Origin of the sequence: Bacillus sp. NPDC077027 (assembly GCF_050269555.1) — a bacterium.
In the GTDB taxonomy this organism is placed as follows: Bacteria; Bacillota; Bacilli; order Bacillales; family Bacillaceae; genus Bacillus.
Genome location: NZ_JBNNIO010000002.1, coordinates 180,023 through 203,363, shown reverse-complemented (window position 1 = coordinate 203,363; position 23,341 = coordinate 180,023). Strand labels below are relative to the sequence as shown.

Genomic DNA, 23,341 nt, shown 5'->3' with positions numbered 1-23,341 from the left:
AGACTGCGGTCAAGCCTACAGTCTCTTTTGCGGAACGATGATTGTATAACGTACGCCTAGCTCATCATTTTCTATTGAAATGGATGCTTGATGCATTGATAGGATTCGTTTCACAATGCTTAAACCAATGCCGAATTCGCCTTTTTTTCCCTTACTAAAAGGTTCATACAGGCTTGTTAGCATTTCCTGTTCAATAGGAGGGCCGTCATTACGGATCACGATATGAATTTGATTGCTTTCTTGTGTCATGTGAATGTCAATCTTACTTTTGGCATAACGAAGTTGGTTTTCTAAGACATTTTCAAATAGTTTACTCCATTGTTCTGGATCGCCTTCAAGTGTAGCCTCATCATCTAAGTCCACGTTCCATTGTAATTCATTTTTCGACCAGCGTATTCGGTCGACCACTTCCATCAGCGTATTACCAATAAGAAATGAATCATGTGATCGTTTCTGTTTTGATAAATAATCAAGCTTCGTTAAATAAAGCAAATCCTTGATTTTCTTTTCAAGCTTTTCTGCTTCACCTTCAATGACTTCAACTGTGGTTTCAAGATCTCCCTTTGGAAAAATTCCATCTTTAATTGATTGTGTGTATCCTCGTATGACCATGACAGGTGTTTTCAGGTCATGTGAAATGTTTTGCAGAAGTGTTCGTTCGGTCTCGTCTTTTTGAATAAGCTTTTGTCTCATATCTTCAATGGTGTAACCGAGTTTGCCGATTTCATCCTGACGGTCAACGATGACAGGATCATCCCAATCCTCCTGTGAGATGCGCTTCACATGTTTTTCAAATGCAACAATTGGCCTGGATAGATAACGTGCGAGCCATATGGATGGAATCCAGCTGAGTAAGATCACCGATCCTAAAATAAAGAGTAGCTGTTTAAAGAGTGTGAAGGACAGATCATCTCGGTAAGAATCGGGCGCATATGAAAGTAAAATATATTGCGTATCGTTGACAGATACCTTTTTAATGACAAAAAAGATATTTTGTCCATTTACTTCATCAGAATAGCGTTTTGTGACGCTTTTTTGTTTTTTGATGAAGGTCTGTACTTTCTCAATAAAAGATTGCGGGAAAAACTGCGACATCCGATTGATTTCGTCTGATGGGACGAGCATATGCTGAACAGAGCGATTCTCAGGAGTTGGCTTCGTCTTACCATCCTCAGAGAGAGGATATTCGGTCAAAACCTGTTGTTCATTTTCTATTGTTTTATAAATTTCATTCGTGAAGAAATTGCGTAATGTGTTTGAAAATAAAATGATCAGGACAATGGAGATGGTTAACAGAATGCCTGATATGACCACCCAGATTTGAAAGGCAAGTGGCTTATTCTTCATCCTTTTAGCATCCTGTAACCGAAGCCATAAATGGTTTCCACTTTTAAGTCTGGCATTTTTTTGCGTAAGCGCCTGACAAGATCGTCAACGACACGGTCTGTCCCAAAGTAATCATGTCCCCAGATCTTTAATAAGATATCTTCACGTGAAAAAGCATGCCCTTGATGATGTGTAAATAACAGCAGAAGATCAAATTCCTTTGAGGTCAAATTAATCAGTTTGTCCTGTTCATATACCTCCCGTATGTCTTCGTGAATGACATACGAAGAGACCGGTGTGACGCTCTTATTTGGGATATCACTTTTTTTATAGACAAGCTCAAGTAATTTTTGTACGCGAATGATCAGCTCACGTGGGAGAAATGGCTTCGCGATATAGTCACTGCTGCCAAGCTCAAGACCAAGAACACGATCAATATCTGCATCCCGTGCCGAGATAAAGATGACTGGTACGTCAGGGTTTTTCGCCTTGATTTCTTTAATTAATGTATACCCGTCTGTATCTGGTAGCATAATGTCCAAAATCCATAGGTGAGGCGATTGATTCATCGCTTTTCGAGCAGCTTCTCCTGTTAAAAAAGATGATACATTCCAATTTTCACTTTCTAAATACTTGGTCAGTAGTTCATTTAAATTTTGTTCATCTTCAACTAAATAAATCGTGTACGACAAGGTCTTCCACATCCTCTCAACGTCATTATAACGGCAAACAAAGGCGGCATGTCAACAATCACACGCTTTTTCATAATTTCACATATTCTTCTCATTTTTATCCCACAATGTTTGCGTACGATAGGGTCAAGGGAAAAAAGGGCAATGAAAAAAAGCGTTATTTGATGATTAAAAATGAAATGAATGATGAACAAAAGGTGATGAACGAGTACCGATGTGCACACCTTGCTTTTTTTTTGTAGATAAGTATTATATAATTTGACATACTGTAAGAAGCCTTCATTAGACTTACACAATCAAAGGGTCTCAGATCCTATCTAAACATATGCATGAGAGTAATTCATGAAAATGATGGCGAAGGAGTGCGAAAGATGGATTATCGAAGAGAAGACGAAGAAAAAAATCTAACAAATCACGAAGAACATGTAAATGAAGAGAATTCCAATCAAATAGAAGAAACACCAGTTGAAAAAGAACTTGTCTTACAGCACCGTGAAGATGAAACACCGTCACCATATCAAGCGGAAAAAACTAGCACTACGCATCAGGTGATTGATGAAAAAGCCTCTAAGAAAGAGAAAAAGCGCAAAGCAGCATGGCTTAGCCCTATTCTTGGAGGAATCATCGGTGGTGGTCTCGTGCTTGGCATTACGCCACTTCTACCACAATCACAGGAGACGACGACAAACAGTCAAACACAAACCGCTTCAAGCGAAGCGACACCATCTGAAAATTTCTCAACGAAACAAATCACGAAAGCAACAAATGTAGCAGATATGGTGGAAGACTTAGAACCAACCATTGTCGGTGTATCAAACTATCAATCTACTCAAAACAGCTTCGGGCTAAACGGTGATTCAACTGAAGCAGAAGCAGGTACTGGATCAGGGGTCATCTTTAAGAAAGATGGCAATAAAGCATACATTATCACCAACAACCATGTGGTAGAGGGTGCAAATAATTTAAAAGTATCCTTGTATGACGGAAAATCGAAGGAAGCGAAACTTGTCGGTAGTGATGTCATGACAGATTTGGCTGTCTTAGAAATCAATGCAGATGGTATTGATAAAGTGGCAAGTTTTGGCGACTCATCTAAGTTGCGTGCTGGCGATAAAGTCATTGCGATTGGTAACCCGCTAGGCGCACAATTTTCAGGAACAGTGACAGAAGGAATCATCAGCGGTGTAGATCGTACAGTAGAAGCAACTACGTCATCAGGTAATGTAGAGATGAACGTTCTTCAAACAGATGCGGCAATCAATCCTGGAAACAGTGGAGGTCCGCTCATCAACACAAATGGTCAAGTGATTGGAATTAATAGCTTGAAGATTAGTGAGAGTGGTGTAGAATCACTAGGCTTTGCAATTCCAAGTAACGATGTGAAGCCAATTGTTGACGAATTGTTGAAAAACGGAAAGGTTCAACGACCATATCTTGGCGTACAAATGATTGATCTTGAGCAAGTGCCAGAAGCCTATCAAGAAAATACGTTAGGATTATTCGATAAACAAATCGGAAACGGTATTTATGTGAAAGACGTCTCTCAAGGATCACCAGCACAAAAAGCAGGTCTTAAGACTGGTGATGTTATTGTGAAATTTAATGGCAAAGATGTAGCCAATAGTTCTGTGTTAAAGGAAATTTTATATAAAGAAACAAAAGTTGGCGACAAAACAACCATGACGATTATTCGTAACGGGAAAACAAAAAAACTAGATATTACCCTCGGACAGTCTGATACAGAGTAAAACAAAAAGCAGGTGGCAATAGCCCACCTGCTCAGTGTGTAGACAAACCCTCGCATTCGTTGTCAGATCTGCGCGCTGGTGCTCACGAATGTTCAATTCGCTCCGCTCCAGTGCTCAATCTTCCTAGACTTCAAGGGTTTTCAATTCACGCTGAAAAGAAGACAAAGGGCTAAAATAAAAAATCATTTTAGCCCTTTGTCAACAATCTGAAGCAGGTGGCAATAACCCACCTGCTTTTTGTTTTGAAGACAGATTAAATGGTTATTTTCGAGAAAATAGAGTGCGTAAAATGATGCCTTCCCACAGCCTCCAAGGCAATATGCGTTTAGCAATGAGCGAGAGGAGAACCCCTTTTCCCACCATATAACGGAGTTGTTTCAAATGCTTTTTGGCGGCGAGTTTGCTCACAAGCGTAGCCACTTCATTTGGGTCACCGTACTGAGTTTTTTGTGCTTCGATGTAGGCAAGCATTTTACGGTGATAGTTCGCATATTTTGAATCCGCTGTGGGCGGAATAAATTGCTTGTTTATTGATGTGTCCCATATATTCGTTTTAAACGATCCAGGCTCAATCAGTGCAGCTTCAATACCAAACGGGGCAAGCTCTATGCGTAAGCTCTCTGTATAGCCTTCTAGTGCGAACTTGGAAGAAACATACGGGGAAAGAGCGGGCATGCCCATCAAACCACTCACACTGCTCATGTTCAAAATTTTCGAGCCGTTTCTCATATAAGGTAGAACAGCTTGCGTCATCTGCATGACGCTGAACACATTTGTTTCAAATTGCTGCCTATAGTGGTCAATTGGCACTTCTTCGGCAAAACCCGCAAAAGCAGTCCCAGCATTATTCACTAATAAGTGGATAGGTGCGAGCGTCTCAAGTTTTTGCGTAAATGCTTCAATTGACTCGGTATTTGTAACATCAAGGGAAGTAATGTGAACGCTATCTGCCAAACCTGCTTGATTGACTTCCTCTGCTAATTTTTCAGCATTTGCTGCTTGTCTAACCCCTGCAATCACCGTATATCCTTCAGACGCAAGACGCATGGTAATTAATTTTCCAAACCCGCTGTTTGCTCCAGTGACGATGGCTGTATTTTTTTCCATATGTTTCTCTCCTATGTACAGATTTTCTTTCTTTCACCTTATCACATCTCTCCAATCGTTGGTGAATAAGGAAAAAGTGGTTAGAGAAGAATAGAACAGATTGAATGTACTTATAGGAGGAAGCATATGTTTTTAGTAAAGAAAATGTGTCTGATATGTGGGATACCGTTACTCATTGCGGGATGTCAATCATTTGAGTCCATTCAAGATACACAGGATGCACAGGTAGAAAGCTTGACTGCTATTCAAATGAAGGAATTATCTTTTCAGCGGATGAGCCTGCATGTTCAATATGGTCATCAAAAGCAGACCTATCAAGCAACATATCAGCAATCAGGTGGCAAAGAGGAAGCACTCATACGTGATCATATGAATGGCGTACGTTATGAAGGTGAGGAAGCATTAAACGAAGTGAAAATGAAGCTGAGCGAAATGGATGATTCTGTTCACACAATCAATGAGGCGTTTGTCAGTGAGCTATTATCCGCCTTTAACCTTGATGATGATTATCGGTATATCAAAGTAAACCTAACACTTGCTGATGGGACGACTCGCTCATTTGAAAAGAAACAATAATGAGAACTTTTCTCATCTTTTAAATGAAAATGATTTTCAAGATCACTTAAATCTGTTACACTTGGATTAGTAAAATGAACTTTTGCGTCTTTTAAGACGATCATATTATAAAACATAGATGAGCAAAAGGAGCGGGTGAGCGTAATGAGTGCCATTTCTACTGAAGGCCTAAAATTAGGATACGGAGAAACGATCATCATTGATGAATTAAACTTATCAATTCCTAAGGGAGAAATTACAGTATTTATCGGCAGCAATGGGTGCGGAAAGTCAACGCTTCTTCGCTCTTTGGCACGTCTAATGAAGCCGATGGGCGGATCTATCTTGCTTGAGGGTCATTCGATTGCAAAGCTACCAACGAAAGAAGTAGCAAAAGAACTTGCCATCCTTCCGCAAGGTCCTGATGCACCCGAAGGTTTGACAGTTCATCAGCTTGTGAAGCAAGGAAGATATCCGTATCAAAATTGGCTGAAACAATGGTCTAAACAAGATGAAGAAGCGGTTAATCGGGCATTAAAATCGACAAAAATGGAAGAACTCGCCGAACGAACAGTCGATTCACTTTCAGGTGGACAAAGACAACGTGCATGGATTGCGATGACGCTTGCTCAAGAAACCGACATCATTTTGTTAGATGAACCAACAACATATTTAGACATGACACATCAAATTGAGATTTTAGACTTGTTATTTGATCTTAACGAAAAAGAGCAGCGAACAATTGTGATGGTGCTTCATGATCTCAATTTGGCTTGTAGATATGCCCATCATTTAGTCGCAATTAAAAATAAAAAGATTTACGCTGAAGGAAGGCCAGAAACGGTGATCAGCTGTGATCTTGTGAAAAATGTCTTTGAAATGAATTGCCAAGTGACAACAGATCCTTTGTTTGGAACGCCATTATGTATTCCGCATGGCAGAGGTCGCTGTATCGTCCAAGAGGCACAATCTGAAACATTTGCAGCCGCTAGATAAAGACATTTTAAAAAGCCTGTCATCTGCACAAAGCAGAAGCAGGCTTTTTTGATGGAGGAAGGGGACGAATCATGTTGAACAAAGAAACAGAAGAAAAGGTAGACGGATTGCTTGAGAAGTATACAGAGCTGTTACTTGGTGAGACAAGTGATGAGTTAAAAAAGGATGTTTTGAACTGGATCATATACACACACATGGCAAAAAGTATGCCTCCATTGGTCAAACATTTTAACGCAACCTATCCAGAGGCAAAGCAGGAGATTAAAGAAACCATAGAGCAAATAAAAGCATTAAACGAAGCGCATCGGGGAAAAAAAGATTAAAGTATGCGTCATTCTAAAAAACTGCCAGATCATGATCTGGCAGTTTTTTCGTTATGACATGGGAGATGCACCGTATGGTGATTGCTCAGTCAACATCTTCTGGAATTTTTGATGTGCCTGCGTGAGTTTTTGTTGATCGGCGGCTTCGACAGAATACCAGCCATATTGGAACATCACATCGTATAGATGTCTTTGTGTTTTGTGTGTCTCAAGCGCAATATGTTGAATATCCTGATATAAAGATTCATGACTGAATTCATTTAATGCTGTGTTGTACCCGCTTGTCATATATTTTTCAGTTGAGAGAAGGTCTGTGATCATATCCCGATCGTTCATTGTTGGAGTAGCAGGTACAGGAGTTTGTTCATTACCGATTTTTTGTTGGTTTTGCTGATTCATTCTTTTTCCTCCTATTGCATCAAGCCGGATTGCAGCCCTGTTTGTGAGCTACCTAAATGATGAAGTATTTGTATATAATGCTTTTGATGCATTTGTCCAACTTGATTAAGTTCATTTTTTAATGTTTGATCCTGACAATGCTCTGCCATAAAATGTGCTTTTTTCATTGCGATTAAATTCCAGTTCAACATATCCTCTAAATACAAGGAGTCTTTGACTGAAATGACATTTGGTGGTGTACTCATTTGCTGTTGCTGCAAGGCTTTTTCCTCCTTCGATGCATGCTTTACTTGTGATCCTGATCCATGTTGTGTTTTTTATATTGCTGATTTTGACTTGTTTTTTTCCCGCCAAGATTAGCTTCCTGTGATGGGCCTGCATTACCTTTGACACTTGCTGCGCTAATGCCAGCTTTAGAAGGGTTCTTCTTTAATCGAGACATGTGGACATCACCTCCATTCTTACAGTTCCCCAAGCTTCTTATTTCATACGCTAGAAGAAAGAGTTGATGGGAAAGTGTCAATTTTTGAAATCTGCTATTGAACTGTTTCGGAAAATCTTTTAAGATAAAGGAAGTGGGACTGCTTTTTTTTGATTAAAAAATGAATGACTATTCATTCAAAGTTTAGGGGGATTTATATGGGCAAACATATTCGGAAGGCGGCCGTCATAGGTTCAGGTGTCATGGGGTCAGGTATTGCCGCACATCTAGCGAATATCGGTATACCTGTTGTATTGCTTGATATTGTGCCAAATGAACTCACAAAGGAAGAAACCGCTAAGCAATTGACGCTTGATCATCCCATTGTTCGGAATAAATTAAGTCAGGAAGCATTAAAAAAATTATTAAAACAAAAACCCGCACCTCTTACTTCAGCTAAAAATCTACAATATATCACACCTGGAAATCTGACAGATCATCTTACCTTACTCCAAGATGCGGACTGGATCATAGAAGTGGTCACAGAAAAGCTCAGCATCAAACAACACGTATTCACACTCGTTGACGAACATCGAAAGCAAGGAAGTATTGTTTCAAGTAACACGTCCGGTATTTCTGTTGAAAAAATGGCAGAAGGCAGGTCAGAGGATTTTAAACGACATTTCCTCGGTACACATTTCTTCAATCCTGCAAGGTATTTAAAGTTGCTTGAACTCATTCCAATTCAGGAGACAGATCCAGACGTGCTAGCATTTATGAAAACGTTTGGAGAAGATGTGTTAGGAAAAGGTGTTGTCGAAGCGAAGGACACCCCTAACTTCATTGCCAATCGCATTGGCACATACGGTCTACTTGTGACAGTACGAGAAATGCTTGAGAACAAATATACAATTGGAGAAGTCGATTCAGTGACAGGTCCCCTGATTGGCAGACCAAAGAGTGCTACGTTTCGGACATTGGATGTGGTTGGACTGGATACGTTCTCTCACGTTGCCCGAAATGTATATGAACAAGTAGAGGGAAATGAAAAGGACATCTTTCAACTGCCTGAATTCATTGAAAGAATGCTCGAGAACGGCTGGATTGGGAGCAAGTCCAAACAAGGCTTCTATAAAAAGGAAGGGAAAACCATCCTAGAGATTGATCCACTCAGTTTAACGTATGGTGAGCGAACGAAGCTAAAAAGTCCTGAGATTGAAGCGTTAAAGCAGCAAAAAGGAACAAAGGCAAAATTGAAAGCGCTTATCTATAGTGAGGGACGAGCGGGGAAACTACTTTGGAACATCACATCTCCAACCTTGCTCTATTCAGCCAAGCTCACAGGTGAGATTGCAGATCATATTCAATCCATTGATGATGCCATGAAATGGGGCTTTGGTTGGCAGCATGGTCCTTTTGAACTTTGGGATGCAATTGGCGTCAAATCATCCGTGCAACGAATGGAAGAAGAAGGCTTGCATGTACCAAAGTGGATTCATGAAATGCTCGCTGAAGGACATGAATCATTTTATCAAGAGAATGATGACGGAGAGCGAGCGTTTTATCAAAATGGTCAATATGTGCGGATGAACGTGAATCAAAAAAATATCTCCATTGCTTCGCTGAAAAAGAGAAACGGGGTTATTTTCAAAAATAGTGGGGCCAGTCTAGTGGATGCTGGAGATGATATTGCTCTTCTTGAATTCCATTCAAAGAGCAATGCGATTGGACTGGATGTCATCGATATGCTCAATCGTTCAATTGAAGAAACAGAAAAGAATTATAAAGGCCTTGTGATCGGGAACCAAGGAAAGAACTTTTGTGTTGGTGCAAACCTCGCCATGATCTTAATGGAGGCACAGGACGATAACTTCTTTGAAATTGATTTTGTCATTCGTCGTTTTCAGCAAGCTATGATGAAAGTGAAATATAGCGAGCGTCCAGTAGTTGCCGCGCCGTTTGGCATGACACTTGGTGGTGGAACAGAACTGTGTCTACCAGCAGCAGGGATCAATGCTTCAAGTGAGACGTATATGGGACTTGTTGAAGCAGGTGTTGGTTTGATTCCGGGAGGCGGTGGCAATAAAGAATTGTATCTCCGTCACTTGCAATCTGTTCAAACTCCTTCTGCCACAACGATTCAAGAAGCAACATTAAAAACATTTGAAACAATTGCGATGGCAAAGGTCTCTACATCTGCCGAAGAAGCAAGGGATATGAACATGCTTAAAGGTGGAGATAGAATCAGTATGAATGGAGACCATCTCCTTTACAATGCGAAGCAGATGGCACTTTCACTCTATGAGAGTGGGTACAGACCACCGCTTAAAAAAAAGGTGCCGGTGATGGGAGAAACCGGCTACGCTGCGATGATTTTGGCAGCAGAGAACATGCGATTGTCCGGCTACATTTCAGAGCATGATATGAAAATTGCTAAAAAACTCGCTCACGTCATTTCAGGCGGTCTGCTTCCATTTGGTACAGAAGTTGATGAACAATACTTATTAGAGCTTGAAAGAGAAGCATTCCTAAGCCTAGTAGGCGAAGCGAAATCTCAGGCAAGAATGCAACACATGCTGGTCAAAGGAAAACCTTTACGGAACTAGGGGGGAGCAAAAAATGAGAGAAGCAGTAATTGTTGCTGGAGCAAGAACGCCAGTTGGAAAAGCAAAAAAGGGGTCTTTGAAAAGCATTCGTCCAGATGATTTGGGCGCACTTTGTGTCAAAGAGACATTAAAACGAGCTGGTGAATATGATGGGAACATTGACGACCTCATTATTGGGTGTGCGACACCAGAAGCCGAACAAGGATTAAATGTAGCCCGCAATATTGGGGCATTAGCTGGACTTCCTTATACCGTACCGGCGATCACAATCAATCGCTATTGTTCATCAGGGCTGCAATCTATTGCTTATGCTGGAGAACGGATTATGCTTGGGCAGGCAGACACCATTTTAGCAGGCGGAGTCGAATCAATGTCACAAGTTCCAATGATGGGACATATGATTCGTCCGAATGCGCATCTAGCAGAACGAGCGCCAGAGTATTACATGAATATGGGGCATACAGCAGAACAAGTAGCGCAAAAGTATCAAGTCACAAGAGAAGATCAAGATGCGTTTGCGGTCAGAAGTCATCAAAAGGCAGCAAAGGCACTAAAAGAAGGAAAGTTTGCTGAGGAAATTGTGCCAGTCGATGTCACTGAAAGAAGCGTCAGTGAACAATATCAGTTGGAAGAAAAACAATTTACATTTTCACAAGATGAAGGAGTCAGAGCTGGAACAACAGAGGAAGTGCTTGCAACATTACGTCCTGCGTTCTCTACAAAGGGAACCGTAACAGCAGGGAACTCCTCACAAACGAGTGACGGAGGAGCTTGTGTGATGATGATGGATCGAGAAAAAGCATCCTCCCTCTCGCTTCAGCCAATAGCCAAATTCAGAGCTTTTGCAGTCGGAGGCGTACCGCCAGAAGTGATGGGAATTGGGCCAATCGAAGCGATTCCAAGGGCACTCAAGATAGCGGGACTTGAGTTAAAGGATATTGGGTTATTTGAACTAAATGAAGCCTTTGCCTCACAAGCCATTCAAGTCATCCGTCATTTAGGAATTGATGAAGAAAAAGTGAATGTAAACGGAGGTGCCATTGCATTAGGACACCCGCTTGGCTGTACTGGCACAAAACTCACGTTATCACTTATTCACGAAATGAAACGACGTAATGAGCAATTTGGAATTGTCACGATGTGTATCGGTGGTGGAATGGGCGCAGCTGGTATCTTTGAACTTATTTAAAAGGGGGATGAAAAGGATGAAGGCAATGGAGGAAGTGAAAAAGGGTGGTAGCTTTTTAATAGAAGAGACGAATCACGAACACATTTTTACCCCAGAGGATTTTACTGATGAGCATCAGATGATTGGCAAAACAACAGAGGATTACATTTTACAAGATGTTGTACCTCATATTGATGAAATTGAAAACCACCAGTTTGATCATTCTGTTCGGTTGCTTAAAAAAGCGGGGGAGCTTGGACTACTTGGTGCAGATGTTCCTGAGGAGTTCGGCGGTCTCGGGTTAGACAAAATCAGCTCTGCGATTATTACAGAAAAATTTGCAAGAGCAGGTAGCTTCTCACTTTCTTACGGTGCACATGTAGGCATTGGCTCTTTGCCTATTGTTCTATTCGGCAATCAGGCGCAAAAGGAAACATATTTGCCAAGCCTCGCTTCAGGAGACACGATCGCTGCCTATGCTTTAACGGAGCCAGGGTCAGGCTCTGATGCGCTTGGTGCAAAAACAACGGCTATTTTAAATGAAGCGGGTACACATTACGTGTTAAACGGAGAAAAACAATGGATCACAAACTCTGCTTTTGCTGATGTCTTTGTTGTATACGCTAAAATTGATGGTGAACATTTCTCAGCATTTATTGTTGAAAAGGATTATCCAGGTGTGAAAACAGGACCAGAAGAGAAAAAAATGGGGATCAAGGGATCATCAACACGGACACTAATTTTAGAGGATGCACAAGTACCGATAGAGAATCTACTTGGGGAAGCTGGCAGAGGGCACGTGATCGCATTTAATATTTTAAACATTGGTCGCTATAAGTTAGCAGTTGGAACCATAGGCGCATCCAAACGAGTCATTCAGCTTTCAGCCGAATACGCCAATCAGCGTAAGCAATTCCAAACGCCAATATCTCGGTTTAGCTTAATTGGTGAAAAGGTAGCGAATATGTCTGCAAAACTGTATGCCATGGAAAGTGCTGTTTATCGCACAGTCGGTTTATTTGAACAACGCATGGGCATTTTAAGTGACGAAGAGCAAAAGGATGGGAAACAAATTGCGAAATCCATTGCTGAATATGCGATTGAGTGCTCGCTCTGTAAAGTACTTGGCTCTGAAACATTAGATTATATTGTCGATGAAGGAGTCCAAATTCATGGTGGATATGGATTTATGCAAGAGTATGAGGTAGAAAGAGCTTATAGAGACTCACGTATTAACCGTATTTTTGAAGGAACGAATGAGATTAACCGCTTGCTTGTGCCAGGAACTTTTCTGAAAAAAGCGATGAAGGGCGAACTGCCTCTTCTTGAAAAGGCCCAAACATTGCAGGAAGAATTAATGATGATGATGCCAGAAGAACCAGGAGATGCACCGCTAGATCAAGAGAAGTTCCTGTTGGAAAATGCGAAAAAGATCGCCTTAATGGTGGCTGGAATGGCAGCAATGAAATACGGCAAAGCACTTGAACGTGAACAAGAAATCCTTGTCAACATTGCGGATATTGTCAATGCCATTTTTGCTGCAGAATCTGCTGTGCTTCGCACTGAAAAGGCGATTGCAACAACAGGAGTGGAAAAGAACGATCAAAAGCTTTTATATACACAAATTTTCACACAAGAAGCGTTATTAGAAATTGAAGCTCATGCGAAGGAGTCGCTAATTGCCATGGAAGAAGGCGATTCTCTCCGCATGACGTTATCTGCACTGCGCAAGCTGACTAGATTTACACCGATCAATGTCATTGAAACAAAACGTCAGGTGGCAAAGCGTATATTTGAAGCGGAAAAATATGTTGTCTAAACGACTAGAGAAAGGTGCGGATACCCTCCGCACCTTTTGTAAGCATACACTTAGGTTTTTAAAATGATTTATGGTAAACTGTTGTCACGAATTGCAGGGGGTGAAAACATGGCTTTAGATTTTTATGAATACCCGACATGCGGAACATGTCGAAAAGCGAAAAAGTGGCTTGAGGAAAATGGGAAAGACATCAACAACATACATATCGTTGAAGAAACGCCAAGCAAAGAAAAGCTCAAAGAACTATATGAAAAAAGTGGCTTAGAGCTGAAAAAATTCTTTAATACGAGTGGACAAAAATATCGAGAGCTAAAGCTCAAGGATCAGCTTCCTGCAATGTCAGAGGACGAGCAATTAGAACTGCTTGCTTCCGACGGTATGCTGATTAAGCGTCCAATCACAACTGATGGCAAACGAGTAACAGTTGGATTTAACGAGGATACATTCAAAAGCGTCTGGAAATGATGTAACTTTCATCAGATTATGGTATCTTCAATATAGATGGAATGAAAAGACTGGAGGGGTAAGTAAATGAGCACACCAAAAGATTTACGTTATTCAGAAGAGCATGAATGGGTGAAAGTAGAAGGCGATAAAGTTCGCATCGGGATTACGCATTTTGCACAATCCGAGCTTGGCGACATCGTTTTTGTTGAACTACCTGAAGTAGGGGACAAAATTACTGCGGACGAGCCTTTCGGAAGTGTTGAATCTGTTAAAACGGTTTCTGAACTATATGCACCAATCAATGGTACAATCGTTGAAGTGAACGATGAGCTTGATGACAGCCCAGAATTCGTCAATGATTCACCTTATGAAAAAGCATGGATGATTGTTGTTGAACCATCTGATGCCTCAGAGATCGAGAACTTAATGACAGCTGAGCAATATGAAGAAATGACAAAAGAAGATTAATTCAAATGAAATTGGACACTCTATTATTATGGGGGTGTCCAATTTGTCTTTTCAAAAAGAACAAGTAGACATAACAAGCCATATTACAGGACGCTTTAAAGAAAACGGAATGGTCCTGTATCACAATAAAGAAGAAATTGGAAAAATGATAAGCGAAGATCAATATGAGCTGAAATCAGGCTATTCTTACGACGGAAACAGATTTTATCAACTAGCTGATACACTGACGAGCGGTACTGAAAAATACGTCGATTGTGATGAAGAAAATGGCTGGTGCTGACAGCGACAAATGAGTATGAAGACTGCAAGCGAGTATGCTGCAGTCTTTTTGACGATTGAATGCGATGATGCCTTTCACCCGAGCCTCACGTCTTTACATCATCTGCTAAAGATTGTAATCTAAAAGAGAAATGAATCAATGTCAAAAGGGCCAGGTGATCGTGATGAAACATCTTGAAATAGAAAAGGTCATCATCGTGGAAGGAAAGTCTGACAAACAAAAAGTAAAAGAAGTGATAAGCGAACCTGTCACCATTATTTGTACCAATGGCACGATCAGCACGTCAAAGCTTGATCAATTAGTGGACGAACTGTTTGGTAAAGAAGTCTACATATTAGCAGACAGCGATGATGCTGGAGAAAAATTGCGCAAACAGTTTCGGAAGGAATTCCCGGAAGCACTTCACCTTTTCATTGATAAAATGTACCGAGAAGTAGCGACCTCACCATCTGCCCATCTTGCATCTGTCCTTTTAGCTGCAAACATTGATGTTCATTCGAAATATTTATGAGGGTGGACGCACATGAAAGACATTCAAGAACATGAATTAAAAAACATACAAGATGATATATTTCTTTTATACTTATACACACCTTTTTGCGGAACGTGCCAGCTCGCCAAGAAAATGCTCACTGTCGTAGATAAGATGCAACAGGACGTACCATTTTATGAAAATAACCTAAACTACTCTCCAAACATTGCCAAAGCACTAGAGATTGAAAGTGTGCCTTGCTATTTACTGTTTAAAAAAGGAGAACTTGTTAAAAAAGGTTACGCCTTTCATTCTGTTCCATATCTTCACGAAATGATTGAAACCGCTAAATAAAGCGGTTTTTTGTCATATTTCAAGCCATTCCTTTGTAAATTTGTCGAGTTATTTATAAAGGACTAGCAGATGTTGATAGAGAAATGTTATGTATAACCAAATGATAGGGAGGTTATACATGTGAAAAATGTCAATGCCAATGGAAATGCAAAGCAACGCTTTCTGTTAAAGCCGTTGCTCTCATCATCATCCTTGAAAATCACATTTGAAGCGGAATCGGATTCTTGTACTCTGATTGTGGATGAACGTGGTCAAGTAGAAAAACTACCTACAATTGAGTTATCAGACCTCACTTTCTACGGCGAGAAAAAGGAGATTCTCCAATTATTAGATGGGGATTTATCCTTACAGCAATTAATAAACCGGGGTCAAGTGAAGGTAAAAGGGTCCTTTCGAGCCTTATTAAGACTAGAAGCAGTCCTTTGGCTTACAAACGGATTTTTCAGGAAAATGATAACTTAGTTGTTTACTGGGAGATTAGCGATTTACAGCGTTGACATATCTCAATTAGCATGTTATCCTACGTTAGGAAAAGAAGATCATCACATAAAACAACATAATTTCTCTTATTAAGAGAGGTGGAGGGACGTGCCCTATGAAGCCCGGCAACCGTCAGCATAAAGCTGAAATTGGTGCCAATTCACTCAAAGCGAGCTCGCTTTGAAAGATGAGAGAAAGGCGTATTTTAGATAAAAGGCCTTTCTGCTTGTGTTGCAGTTAGGTCTTTTTTACTGACCTTGAGCCTATAACTCATAATGAATAAACCTTCGTATGTGATGGCACGTATAGATTCAGCAAGAAAGCAGGTGATCAGACTGTGATCCATTTACAAAATGTATCAAAAACATACCATTCAAAAAATGGAGATGTCGACGCAGTAAAAGACGTTAATCTATCGATTGATAAAGGTGAAATATTCGGAATTATCGGCTATAGTGGTGCAGGGAAGAGCTCTCTGATCAGACTACTAAACGGTTTGGAATTGCCAACAGAAGGCACAGTCGAAGTAGCGGGTAATAAAATAAATGACATTTCAAGTAGTAAGCTTCGAAAAGCAAGACAGGAAATCAGCATGATTTTTCAGCACTTTAACTTACTCTGGTCAAGAACTGTCAGACAAAACATCATGTTCCCACTTGAAATTGCCGGCGTTCCGACGTCAAAGCGGATTGCTCGTGCAAATGAACTAATTAAACTGGTCGGATTAGAAGGAAAAGAAAACGTCTATCCATCTCAGCTTAGTGGGGGACAAAAACAACGTGTCGGGATTGCAAGAGCACTTGCAAACGATCCAAAGGTTCTCCTTTGTGATGAAGCAACCTCAGCACTTGACCCGCAAACAACAGATTCCATTTTGGAACTGCTTGCGGATATTAACAAACGATTAGGCTTAACCATCGTCCTGATCACACATGAGATGCACGTCATTCGTAAAATCTGCCATCGTGTAGCTGTCATGGAAAATGGTCGAATTGTAGAAGAGGGCGAAGTTCTTCGCGTCTTTAGACAGCCAAAGGAAGAGATGACAAAGCTATTTGTGAAACAACTCGCTGATCCGGAGGAAGCTCAAGAAACGATTGAACATGTGTTGGAGCGAGTAAAAGAAGGAAAGGTCGTTCGTTTATCCTTCATTGGTGATTCTGCGGAACAACCGCTCATTACAGAAATCATTCGAGAGTTTCAAGTGGATGTGAACATCCTTCAAGGGAAAATCTCGCAAACGCAGGAAGGTGCGTTTGGAACACTTTTTATCCATATTAATGGAGAAGAAGCTGAGGTTCAAAAAGTCATCGCCCATATTCAAAGCAAACAGGTAGAAATTGAGGTGATGACAAATGTTTGAGAAATGGTTCCCAAACGTTCATTTAGATGTCATTTGGAATGCAACTAGTCAAACGATCTATATGACACTCATTTCTCTCGCTTTTGCTTTTGTGATCGGAATATTGCTAGGTCTATTGCTATTCCTAACTGGAAAAGGCGGATTATGGGAGAATAAGCCGATTAGTGTCATCATCGGTGCAATCGTGAATATTTTCAGGTCGATTCCCTTTATCATTTTAATTATACTTTTATTAGGATTTACAAAGCTAATAATGGGCACGATTTTAGGTCCAAATGCAGCACTTCCTGCACTTGTCATCGGCTCAGCACCGTTCTATGCTCGTCTTGTGGAAATCGCATTGCGAGAAGTAGATAAAGGTGTCATTGAGGCAGCAAGATCAATGGGCGCTAAAACAACGACCATTATATTCAAAGTGCTTCTTCCAGAGTCGCTGCCGGCCCTTATTTCTGGAATTACTGTGACAGCAATCGCACTGATTGGATCAACAGCCATTGCTGGAGCTATTGGTGCAGGCGGTCTTGGAGATTTAGCTTATGTTGAAGGCTATCAATCTGGAAACACTGACGTGACACTCGTCGCAACTGTATGTATATTAATCATCGTGTTTATTATCCAAATCATCGGTGATTTTATAACTAATAGAATTGATAAACGTTAAGGAGGAAATATAAATGAAGAAATTGATTTTAAGTGCTCTATTTCTTGCTTTTGCAGGGATTTTAGCTGCTTGTGGTTCATCTAACAACACGAGTGATTCTGACAACAAAACGATTACGGTTGCTGCTTCAAAAACACCTCATGCTGAGATTCTTGAAGAAGCGAAGCCACTTTTAAAAGAAAAAGGCTATGATCTAAAAGTAAAGGTACTCAGTGATTACAAAATGTACAACAAAGCATTGTCTGAAAAAGAAGTGGATGCAAACTTCTTCCAACATATTCCTTACTTGAATGAAGAAAATAAATCGAACAAAGATTACAATTTAGTGAGTGCTGGTGCAGTACACCTTGAGCCATTTGGTATTTACTCTAAGAAATACAAAGCTGTCAAAGATATTCCAAACGGTGGGACAATCATCATGACGAACAACGTAGCAGAACAAGGACGTATGCTTACTCTTCTTCAAAATGCAGGCGTCATCAAGCTTGATCCGAAAGTAGATACAATTGAATCAACTGTTGAAAATATTACAGAAAATCCAAAAAACTTGAAGTTCAAAAAGATCGCTCCTGAACTTACAGCAAAAGCGTATGAGAACAGTGAAGGCGACGCAGTCTTTATTAACGTGAACTACGCCATTCAAAACAAATTGAACCCAAAAACGGATTCTATCGAACTTGAATCAACGAAAAACAACCCATATGCAAATATTGTTGCTGTTCGTAAAGGTGATGAGAAGTCAGATAAAATCAAAGTATTAATGGAAGTTCTACACTCTGACAAAATTAAAGAATTCATTGATAAAAAATATGAAGGTGCTGTATTACCAGTATCTGAATGAAGTGCCTAAAACCCCGTTTAGCAAAAACGGGGTTTTTTGTGTATTTTTTCAAAACTCGTTCATAATAAAAACGTACAAATGACCTGAAGGGATTGAATGAGAATGAACGAACAGCACGCAAGCGGTTCCATGCAGCAATCACTTTCTGATTATAAAAATGCGATGGGGGCCTTTCAGAAGAAAATGCCGGTGTTCGGTAAAAAGTTTAACGAATTCACTGAGCAATGCTTTAGTAGCGACTCTCTCACTCAGAAGGAGAAGCAAATGATCGCACTTGGCATTAGTATTCATGCACAGGATGAATACTGTATGATTTATCATACAAAAGGGGCACTTGATCAAGGAGCGACAGAAGAGAACATCTTAGAGGTTGTGAGTGTGGCAGCTGCTTTTGGCGGCGGAGCGGCATTGAGTCAAGGAATTACAGTTGTTCAGCAATGTATCGATGAATTTGGAGGAACAACGCATTAAATGGAGAAATAAAAGGTATTATTCCGTTATGAAGAGATGAATACACCTCTTCCCTATGTTTGAGGTGAGATGACAATCTGAAGCATCATACCCCTTTTGTGTGGTGGTACATCAATTTGTTAAAATGAATGTATACCAATTGAAGGGAATGGTTTATTATCTGTTCAGACCAGAGTATACTCGGCTTGGAATATACGGCTGAGATGGAAAAGGCGATGCACAAATCTCATGGCATGAGCTATGCAGAATATGAAAGAGACCATGACTTACGGATGAAGGTAGAATATAAACGAGAACAATCTTACCGAGATGAAAAAAGACAGCTTGCAAAGATGAATATAAGAGGTTAAACAAGCAAAGGGGTGGGGAAAATATTTTCCTGCCCTTTCTTCATGAAAACAGTCTTTTCGACATAAAACCTTTTATCAACCTGCATTTTTTGTTAGAATTTTTAGTGCATCTACTCCATTGGACGTGAATGTGTTGTATTCACTTTTAATTTGTTATAATATTAGAATGAGAATAAATTGAGAATAATGATTATTTTGGAGGTATCGATATATGACTGCTTCGACATTAACAATTAAGGACTTGCACGTTGAGATTGAGGGAAAAGAAATCTTAAAAGGTGTGAATCTTGAGATAAAAGGTGGAGAATTCCACGCTGTAATGGGACCAAACGGTACAGGTAAATCAACTTTATCTGCTGCGATTATGGGTCATCCGAAATATGAAGTCACAAAAGGTAGCATCATCCTTGATGGTGAAGACGTGCTTGAAATGGAAGTAGATGAGCGTGCACAAGCTGGTCTATTCCTTGCTATGCAGTACCCAAGTGAAATTAGCGGTGTAACAAACGCGGACTTTCTTCGCTCTGCAATCAACGCGCGCAGAGAAGAAGGAGACGAAATCTCTCTAATGAAATTTATCCGCAAAATGGATGAGAATATGGAATTCTTAGAAATGGATCCTGATATGGCACAACGTTACTTAAACGAAGGCTTTTCAGGTGGAGAGAAAAAGCGTAATGAAATTCTTCAATTGATGATGATTGAACCAAAGATTGCGATTTTAGATGAAATCGATTCAGGTCTTGATATTGATGCCCTAAAAGTAGTGTCTAAAGGAATTAATCAAATGCGTGGGGGCGATTTTGGTTGTCTAATGATCACTCACTATCAGCGTCTACTGAACTACATTACACCTGATGTTGTACACGTGATGATGCAAGGACGTATTGTGAAATCTGGCGGACCAGAACTTGCACAGCGTCTTGAAGCAGAAGGCTATGACTGGATTAAAAAAGAGCTAGGTATCGAAGACGAAACTGTTGGTCAAGAAGCGTAAGCGTTAGGAGGATTATTGATGACATTAGAAACGAAATTATCAGTAGATCAAGATTATGTCAAAAGCTTCTCCAAGAAGCATCAGGAACCGACATGGATGAGTTCCCTTCGCTTACAAGCTCTTGAAAAAGCAGAAGACCTCCCAATGCCGAAACCTGATAAAACAAATATCTCAAAATGGAACTTAACGAACTTCAAACAGCATACTGTAGAAAATGTACCTTACCAATCATTAGAGGAGCTTCCAGAGGAAGTAAAATCTTTAATTGATTTAGAGAATACAGACAAGACGTTATACATTCAGCGTGATCAAACACCTGCATATTTAACGCTATCTACAGAGGCAAAAGAGAAGGGTGTTATTTTCACAGACATTCACACAGCCATTCGTGAACATTCTGATTTAGTAGAGAAATATTTCATGAAAGATGCAGTCAAAGTTGATGAGCATAAGCTCACAGCACTTCACGCTGCATTGGTAAACGGCGGGACTTTCCTTTACGTACCAAAAAATGTTGAACTTGAAGCACCAGTTCAGGCTGTTTACTTACATGAAAAAGACGAAACAACTCTTTTCAACCATGTGATTGTGGTGGCAGATGACCACAGCTCTGTCACTTATGTTGAGAACTATATTAGTACAGCGAAGCCAGAAGAAGCGATTTACAACATCGTGTCTGAAGTGATTACTGGTGCAAATGCACACGTCACTTACGGTGCAGTTGATAACCTTTCTGAAGGAGTCACTGTTTACGTCAATAGACGTGGTATTGCAAATGGACGTGACAGTAAAATCGAGTGGGCGCTTGGTCTAATGAATGACGGTGATACAGTGTCAGAAAACACGACAAAACTGATGGGCGATGGAACGTTTGGTGATACAAAATCTGTTGTTGTCGGTCGTGGCAAACAAACACAGAACTTTACAACAAGTATCATTCACTTCGGTAAAAACTCTGAAGGCTACATCCTGAAGCATGGAGTTATGAAGGAGCAAGCATCTTCTATCTTTAACGGAATTGGTAAAATCGAGCATGGGGCAACAAAGTCAAATGCTGAGCAAGAATCACGTGTACTCATGCTTAGTGAGAAAGCACGTGGAGATGCAAACCCAATCCTATTAATCGACGAAGATGACGTAACAGCAGGACACGCAGCCTCTGTCGGTCGTGTAGATCCACTTCAACTTTACTACCTTATGAGCCGCGGAATTTCCAAAGAAGATGCAGAAAGACTCGTTATTTTTGGCTTCTTAAATCCAGTTGTAAAAAAACTGCCGATTGAAGGAGTTAAAAAACAGCTCATTTCTGTCATTGAAAGGAAAGTAAGATAATGAATATCAAAGACGTTCGTGAGCAATTTCCAATCCTTCATCAGCAAGTGAATGGACATGATTTGGTGTATTTGGACAGTGCGGCTACCTCCCAAAAGCCAAGGGTCGTCATTGAAACATTGAATGAGTATTACCGATCTTACAACTCCAACGTCCATAGAGGTGTTCATACCCTCGGTACAAGAGCAACGGATGCATATGAGGGTGCTAGGGAAAAGGTGAGGAAATTCATCAATGCCTCCTCTGTGCAGGAAGTGATCTTCACAAGAGGAACAACAACAGCGTTAAATACAGTTGCCATCAGTTATGCTAGAGCTAACCTGAAGGAAGGTGATGAGATTGTCATCACGCATATGGAACACCATGCAAACATCATCCCTTGGCAGCAGGCAGCAAAAGCAACTGGCGCAACGTTAAAATATATTCCTTTACAAGAAGACGGCACTTTATCTCTTGATGATGTGAAGGGAACGGTGACAAGCCATACGAAAATTGTCGCCATGACCCATGTATCTAACGTACTTGGAACGATCAATCCGATAAAAGAAATCGCAAAAATTGCCCATGAACATGGTGCAATCATTGCAGTTGACGGTGCTCAAAGTACACCGCACATGCAAATTGACGTGCAGGACATGGATTGTGATTTCTTCGCATTCTCTGGGCATAAAATGTGTGGTCCAACAGGAATTGGTGTACTTTATGGGAAGAAAGATCTTTTGAATAATATGGAGCCTGCCGAATTTGGTGGCGAAATGATCGACTTTGTAGATCTATATGATTCAACATGGAAAGAGCTTCCGTGGAAATTTGAAGCGGGTACTCCAATCATTGCAGGAGCGGTTGGACTAGGAAAAGCAATTGATTTCCTAAACGAAATCGGAATGGATGAAGTGAGCCGTTATGAGCATCAGCTTGCTTCGTACGCACTGGAACGCTTCAAGGAATTAGACGGTGCAACGGTTTACGGACCAGAGCATCGCGCAGGTCTCGTTACGTTTAATTTAGATGATGTTCATCCACATGATGCGTCAACGGTTCTTGATACAGAAGGTGTCGCCATTCGTGCCGGACATCACTGTGCACAGCCGCTCATGAAATGGCTTGGTGTGTCAGCGACTGCAAGGGCTAGCTTCTATATTTACAATACAGAAGAAGAGATTGATCGCCTCATTGCAGCGCTCCGTAAGACAAAGGAGTATTTTACGAATGTCTTTTAATGTAAACTTAGATACACTGTATAGACAAGTGATTATGGATCATTATAAAAATCCGAGAAACAAAGGCGTGCTGAATGACAGCATTGTTGTCGATATGAACAACCCGACATGCGGCGACCGCATCAGATTAACAATGAAGATTGAAGATCAGAAGGTCACTGATGCGAAGTTTGAAGGAGAGGGATGCTCCATTTCTATGGCATCTGCTTCGATGATGACGCAAGCGATTAAAGGGAAAGATATTGAAACAGCCTTAAAATTATCTCAGATTTTCTCCGATATGATGCAAGGCAAAGAATATGACGATTCCATTGATCTTGGTGATATTGAAGCATTACAAGGGGTTGCAAAATTCCCTGCACGCATCAAATGTGCCACATTATCATGGAAGGCGCTTGAAAAAGGCGCAGCTGCCGAAGACAACGGCAAATAATGAGATTGGAGT

At 40.6% G+C, this 23,341-nt stretch carries 28 protein-coding genes and 1 riboswitch; of the genes, 22 read left to right on the top strand and 6 right to left on the bottom strand.

Translation table 11 applies throughout. From position 1 onward, the window contains the following. Window positions 1-15: 15 nt before the first annotated feature. Window positions 16-1,347 carry a sensor histidine kinase gene (locus ACQKEZ_RS06655; RefSeq protein WP_427299531.1) on the bottom strand — a complete coding sequence of 444 codons (1,332 nt, stop codon included), beginning with the start codon at window positions 1,345-1,347 and terminating at the stop codon, window positions 16-18. Beyond that, a complete protein-coding gene (locus tag ACQKEZ_RS06650; RefSeq protein ID WP_427299530.1) occupies window positions 1,344-2,018 on the bottom strand; it encodes a response regulator transcription factor in 675 nt (224 codons plus the stop codon). Before ACQKEZ_RS06650 ends, ACQKEZ_RS06655 begins: the two co-directional genes overlap by 4 nt. A 371-nt stretch (window positions 2,019-2,389) precedes the next feature. On the opposite strand from ACQKEZ_RS06650, the gene ACQKEZ_RS06645 reads away from it, so the two are divergent. Then, window positions 2,390-3,766 (top strand): S1C family serine protease, encoded by a 1,377-nt coding sequence (locus tag ACQKEZ_RS06645; protein ID WP_427299529.1) that lies wholly within the window; start codon window positions 2,390-2,392, stop codon window positions 3,764-3,766. Window positions 3,767-4,027: 261 nt separating this feature from the next. Here the strand turns inward: ACQKEZ_RS06645 and ACQKEZ_RS06640 are convergent, their stop codons facing one another. Next, the gene (locus ACQKEZ_RS06640) at window positions 4,028-4,873 is read right to left on the bottom strand and encodes an SDR family oxidoreductase (protein ID WP_427299528.1); all 846 of its coding nucleotides are present in this window, start codon (window positions 4,871-4,873) and stop codon (window positions 4,028-4,030) included. 126 nt (window positions 4,874-4,999) lie between these two features. Here ACQKEZ_RS06640 and ACQKEZ_RS06635 point away from each other — a divergent pair, with 126 nt between their 5' ends. The 3 genes from ACQKEZ_RS06635 to ACQKEZ_RS06625 all read left to right on the top strand — a co-directional run bounded on the left by ACQKEZ_RS06635 (window position 5,000) and on the right by ACQKEZ_RS06625 (window position 6,747). Further along, window positions 5,000-5,449, top strand: a complete 450-nt coding sequence (locus ACQKEZ_RS06635) for a YusW family protein (RefSeq protein WP_427299527.1) — start codon at window positions 5,000-5,002, stop codon at window positions 5,447-5,449. A gap of 144 nt (window positions 5,450-5,593) precedes the next feature. Beyond that, the gene (locus tag ACQKEZ_RS06630; protein ID WP_427299526.1) at window positions 5,594-6,424 is read left to right on the top strand and encodes an ABC transporter ATP-binding protein; all 831 of its coding nucleotides are present in this window, start codon (window positions 5,594-5,596) and stop codon (window positions 6,422-6,424) included. A 71-nt stretch (window positions 6,425-6,495) separates the two neighbouring features. Next, window positions 6,496-6,747, top strand: coding sequence for a DUF2573 family protein (locus tag ACQKEZ_RS06625; RefSeq protein WP_427299525.1), 252 nt, complete (start codon window positions 6,496-6,498; stop codon window positions 6,745-6,747). Window positions 6,748-6,798: 51 nt separating this feature from the next. Here ACQKEZ_RS06625 and ACQKEZ_RS06620 read toward each other — a convergent pair whose 3' ends face one another. From ACQKEZ_RS06620 to ACQKEZ_RS06610, 3 genes are read right to left on the bottom strand one after another with little or no spacing between them, the layout of a single operon-like run. Beyond that, entirely contained in the window at window positions 6,799-7,146 is a 348-nt protein-coding gene (locus ACQKEZ_RS06620) for a spore coat protein (RefSeq protein WP_427299524.1), read from the bottom strand. 11 nt (window positions 7,147-7,157) lie between these two features. After that, window positions 7,158-7,391 (bottom strand): hypothetical protein, encoded by a 234-nt coding sequence (locus tag ACQKEZ_RS06615; RefSeq protein WP_427300493.1) that lies wholly within the window; start codon window positions 7,389-7,391, stop codon window positions 7,158-7,160. 41 nt (window positions 7,392-7,432) lie between these two features. Next, window positions 7,433-7,588, bottom strand: a complete 156-nt coding sequence (locus ACQKEZ_RS06610; protein ID WP_427299523.1) for a YuzL family protein — start codon at window positions 7,586-7,588, stop codon at window positions 7,433-7,435. A 197-nt stretch (window positions 7,589-7,785) separates the two neighbouring features. Here ACQKEZ_RS06610 and ACQKEZ_RS06605 point away from each other — a divergent pair, with 197 nt between their 5' ends. The 18 genes from ACQKEZ_RS06605 to sufU all read left to right on the top strand — a co-directional run bounded on the left by ACQKEZ_RS06605 (window position 7,786) and on the right by sufU (window position 23,329). Further along, a complete protein-coding gene (locus tag ACQKEZ_RS06605; RefSeq protein ID WP_427299522.1) occupies window positions 7,786-10,173 on the top strand; it encodes a 3-hydroxyacyl-CoA dehydrogenase NAD-binding domain-containing protein in 2,388 nt (795 codons plus the stop codon). 13 nt (window positions 10,174-10,186) lie between these two features. Further along, window positions 10,187-11,362 carry an acetyl-CoA C-acetyltransferase gene (locus tag ACQKEZ_RS06600; protein ID WP_427299521.1) on the top strand — a complete coding sequence of 392 codons (1,176 nt, stop codon included), beginning with the start codon at window positions 10,187-10,189 and terminating at the stop codon, window positions 11,360-11,362. Window positions 11,363-11,378: 16 nt separating this feature from the next. Next, window positions 11,379-13,160, top strand: coding sequence for an acyl-CoA dehydrogenase family protein (locus ACQKEZ_RS06595; RefSeq protein WP_427299520.1), 1,782 nt, complete (start codon window positions 11,379-11,381; stop codon window positions 13,158-13,160). A gap of 108 nt (window positions 13,161-13,268) precedes the next feature. Then, on the top strand, window positions 13,269-13,625 hold the full coding sequence (locus ACQKEZ_RS06590) for an arsenate reductase family protein (RefSeq protein WP_427299519.1): 357 nt from the start codon (window positions 13,269-13,271) through the stop codon (window positions 13,623-13,625). Between the two features lie 66 nt (window positions 13,626-13,691). After that, a complete protein-coding gene (gene gcvH / locus ACQKEZ_RS06585; RefSeq protein ID WP_251215871.1) occupies window positions 13,692-14,075 on the top strand; it encodes a glycine cleavage system protein GcvH in 384 nt (127 codons plus the stop codon). 43 nt (window positions 14,076-14,118) lie between these two features. Next, window positions 14,119-14,355 carry a YusG family protein gene (locus tag ACQKEZ_RS06580; protein WP_427299518.1) on the top strand — a complete coding sequence of 79 codons (237 nt, stop codon included), beginning with the start codon at window positions 14,119-14,121 and terminating at the stop codon, window positions 14,353-14,355. Between the two features lie 130 nt (window positions 14,356-14,485). After that, the gene (locus ACQKEZ_RS06575; protein ID WP_427299517.1) at window positions 14,486-14,866 is read left to right on the top strand and encodes a toprim domain-containing protein; all 381 of its coding nucleotides are present in this window, start codon (window positions 14,486-14,488) and stop codon (window positions 14,864-14,866) included. A 12-nt stretch (window positions 14,867-14,878) separates the two neighbouring features. Then, complete coding sequence (locus ACQKEZ_RS06570) at window positions 14,879-15,181, top strand: thioredoxin family protein (protein ID WP_427299516.1); 303 nt, start codon at window positions 14,879-14,881, stop codon at window positions 15,179-15,181. A gap of 120 nt (window positions 15,182-15,301) precedes the next feature. Next, complete coding sequence (locus ACQKEZ_RS06565) at window positions 15,302-15,643, top strand: SCP2 sterol-binding domain-containing protein (RefSeq protein WP_427299515.1); 342 nt, start codon at window positions 15,302-15,304, stop codon at window positions 15,641-15,643. A gap of 101 nt (window positions 15,644-15,744) precedes the next feature. Continuing rightward, window positions 15,745-15,855, top strand: a riboswitch (SAM riboswitch). A 143-nt stretch (window positions 15,856-15,998) separates the two neighbouring features. Next, window positions 15,999-17,024, top strand: a complete 1,026-nt coding sequence (locus ACQKEZ_RS06560) for a methionine ABC transporter ATP-binding protein (RefSeq protein WP_427299514.1) — start codon at window positions 15,999-16,001, stop codon at window positions 17,022-17,024. Continuing rightward, window positions 17,017-17,685: a methionine ABC transporter permease gene (locus tag ACQKEZ_RS06555; RefSeq protein ID WP_427299513.1), complete on the top strand. Its 669-nt coding sequence runs from the start codon at window positions 17,017-17,019 to the stop codon at window positions 17,683-17,685. Before ACQKEZ_RS06560 ends, ACQKEZ_RS06555 begins: the two co-directional genes overlap by 8 nt. A 13-nt stretch (window positions 17,686-17,698) precedes the next feature. Further along, entirely contained in the window at window positions 17,699-18,526 is an 828-nt protein-coding gene (metQ, locus tag ACQKEZ_RS06550) for a methionine ABC transporter substrate-binding lipoprotein MetQ (RefSeq protein WP_427299512.1), read from the top strand. 102 nt (window positions 18,527-18,628) lie between these two features. After that, window positions 18,629-18,997, top strand: coding sequence for a carboxymuconolactone decarboxylase family protein (locus ACQKEZ_RS06545; protein ID WP_427300491.1), 369 nt, complete (start codon window positions 18,629-18,631; stop codon window positions 18,995-18,997). A 215-nt stretch (window positions 18,998-19,212) separates the two neighbouring features. After that, on the top strand, window positions 19,213-19,347 hold the full coding sequence (locus ACQKEZ_RS06540) for a hypothetical protein (protein ID WP_427299511.1): 135 nt from the start codon (window positions 19,213-19,215) through the stop codon (window positions 19,345-19,347). Window positions 19,348-19,558: 211 nt separating this feature from the next. Then, the gene (gene sufC / locus ACQKEZ_RS06535; RefSeq protein ID WP_427299510.1) at window positions 19,559-20,344 is read left to right on the top strand and encodes a Fe-S cluster assembly ATPase SufC; all 786 of its coding nucleotides are present in this window, start codon (window positions 19,559-19,561) and stop codon (window positions 20,342-20,344) included. A gap of 18 nt (window positions 20,345-20,362) precedes the next feature. Beyond that, window positions 20,363-21,676, top strand: a complete 1,314-nt coding sequence (sufD, locus tag ACQKEZ_RS06530) for a Fe-S cluster assembly protein SufD (protein ID WP_427299509.1) — start codon at window positions 20,363-20,365, stop codon at window positions 21,674-21,676. Then, window positions 21,676-22,896, top strand: coding sequence for a cysteine desulfurase (locus ACQKEZ_RS06525; protein WP_427299508.1), 1,221 nt, complete (start codon window positions 21,676-21,678; stop codon window positions 22,894-22,896). Before sufD ends, ACQKEZ_RS06525 begins: the two co-directional genes overlap by 1 nt. Next, a complete protein-coding gene (sufU, locus tag ACQKEZ_RS06520) occupies window positions 22,886-23,329 on the top strand; it encodes a Fe-S cluster assembly sulfur transfer protein SufU (protein WP_427299507.1) in 444 nt (147 codons plus the stop codon). The genes ACQKEZ_RS06525 and sufU overlap by 11 nt, the downstream gene beginning before the upstream one ends. Window positions 23,330-23,341: the final 12 nt, after the last annotated feature.

Excerpts from the sequence above, each read along its gene's own strand:
- ACQKEZ_RS06635 (WP_427299527.1), top strand. The coding sequence starts at position 5,000 with ATGTTTTTAGTAAAGAAAATGTGTCTGATATGTGGGATACCGTTACTC.
- ACQKEZ_RS06645 (WP_427299529.1), top strand. The coding sequence starts at position 2,390 with ATGGATTATCGAAGAGAAGACGAAGAAAAAAATCTAACAAATCACGAA.
- ACQKEZ_RS06570 (WP_427299516.1), top strand. The coding sequence starts at position 14,879 with ATGAAAGACATTCAAGAACATGAATTAAAAAACATACAAGATGATATA.
- ACQKEZ_RS06630 (WP_427299526.1), top strand. The coding sequence starts at position 5,594 with ATGAGTGCCATTTCTACTGAAGGCCTAAAATTAGGATACGGAGAAACG.
- ACQKEZ_RS06655 (WP_427299531.1), bottom strand. The coding sequence starts at position 1,347 with ATGAAGAATAAGCCACTTGCCTTTCAAATCTGGGTGGTCATATCAGGC.
- ACQKEZ_RS06625 (WP_427299525.1), top strand. The coding sequence starts at position 6,496 with ATGTTGAACAAAGAAACAGAAGAAAAGGTAGACGGATTGCTTGAGAAG.
- ACQKEZ_RS06605 (WP_427299522.1), top strand. The coding sequence starts at position 7,786 with ATGGGCAAACATATTCGGAAGGCGGCCGTCATAGGTTCAGGTGTCATG.
- sufD (WP_427299509.1), top strand. The coding sequence starts at position 20,363 with ATGACATTAGAAACGAAATTATCAGTAGATCAAGATTATGTCAAAAGC.
- ACQKEZ_RS06545 (WP_427300491.1), top strand. The coding sequence starts at position 18,629 with ATGAACGAACAGCACGCAAGCGGTTCCATGCAGCAATCACTTTCTGAT.
- ACQKEZ_RS06575 (WP_427299517.1), top strand. The coding sequence starts at position 14,486 with ATGAATCAATGTCAAAAGGGCCAGGTGATCGTGATGAAACATCTTGAA.
- ACQKEZ_RS06610 (WP_427299523.1), bottom strand. The coding sequence starts at position 7,588 with ATGTCTCGATTAAAGAAGAACCCTTCTAAAGCTGGCATTAGCGCAGCA.
- ACQKEZ_RS06640 (WP_427299528.1), bottom strand. The coding sequence starts at position 4,873 with ATGGAAAAAAATACAGCCATCGTCACTGGAGCAAACAGCGGGTTTGGA.
- ACQKEZ_RS06595 (WP_427299520.1), top strand. The coding sequence starts at position 11,379 with ATGAAGGCAATGGAGGAAGTGAAAAAGGGTGGTAGCTTTTTAATAGAA.
- ACQKEZ_RS06600 (WP_427299521.1), top strand. The coding sequence starts at position 10,187 with ATGAGAGAAGCAGTAATTGTTGCTGGAGCAAGAACGCCAGTTGGAAAA.
- sufU (WP_427299507.1), top strand. The coding sequence starts at position 22,886 with ATGTCTTTTAATGTAAACTTAGATACACTGTATAGACAAGTGATTATG.
- ACQKEZ_RS06525 (WP_427299508.1), top strand. The coding sequence starts at position 21,676 with ATGAATATCAAAGACGTTCGTGAGCAATTTCCAATCCTTCATCAGCAA.
- ACQKEZ_RS06555 (WP_427299513.1), top strand. The coding sequence starts at position 17,017 with ATGTTTGAGAAATGGTTCCCAAACGTTCATTTAGATGTCATTTGGAAT.
- sufC (WP_427299510.1), top strand. The coding sequence starts at position 19,559 with ATGACTGCTTCGACATTAACAATTAAGGACTTGCACGTTGAGATTGAG.
- gcvH (WP_251215871.1), top strand. The coding sequence starts at position 13,692 with ATGAGCACACCAAAAGATTTACGTTATTCAGAAGAGCATGAATGGGTG.
- ACQKEZ_RS06590 (WP_427299519.1), top strand. The coding sequence starts at position 13,269 with ATGGCTTTAGATTTTTATGAATACCCGACATGCGGAACATGTCGAAAA.
- ACQKEZ_RS06540 (WP_427299511.1), top strand. The coding sequence starts at position 19,213 with ATGCACAAATCTCATGGCATGAGCTATGCAGAATATGAAAGAGACCAT.
- ACQKEZ_RS06620 (WP_427299524.1), bottom strand. The coding sequence starts at position 7,146 with ATGAATCAGCAAAACCAACAAAAAATCGGTAATGAACAAACTCCTGTA.
- metQ (WP_427299512.1), top strand. The coding sequence starts at position 17,699 with ATGAAGAAATTGATTTTAAGTGCTCTATTTCTTGCTTTTGCAGGGATT.
- ACQKEZ_RS06615 (WP_427300493.1), bottom strand. The coding sequence starts at position 7,391 with ATGAGTACACCACCAAATGTCATTTCAGTCAAAGACTCCTTGTATTTA.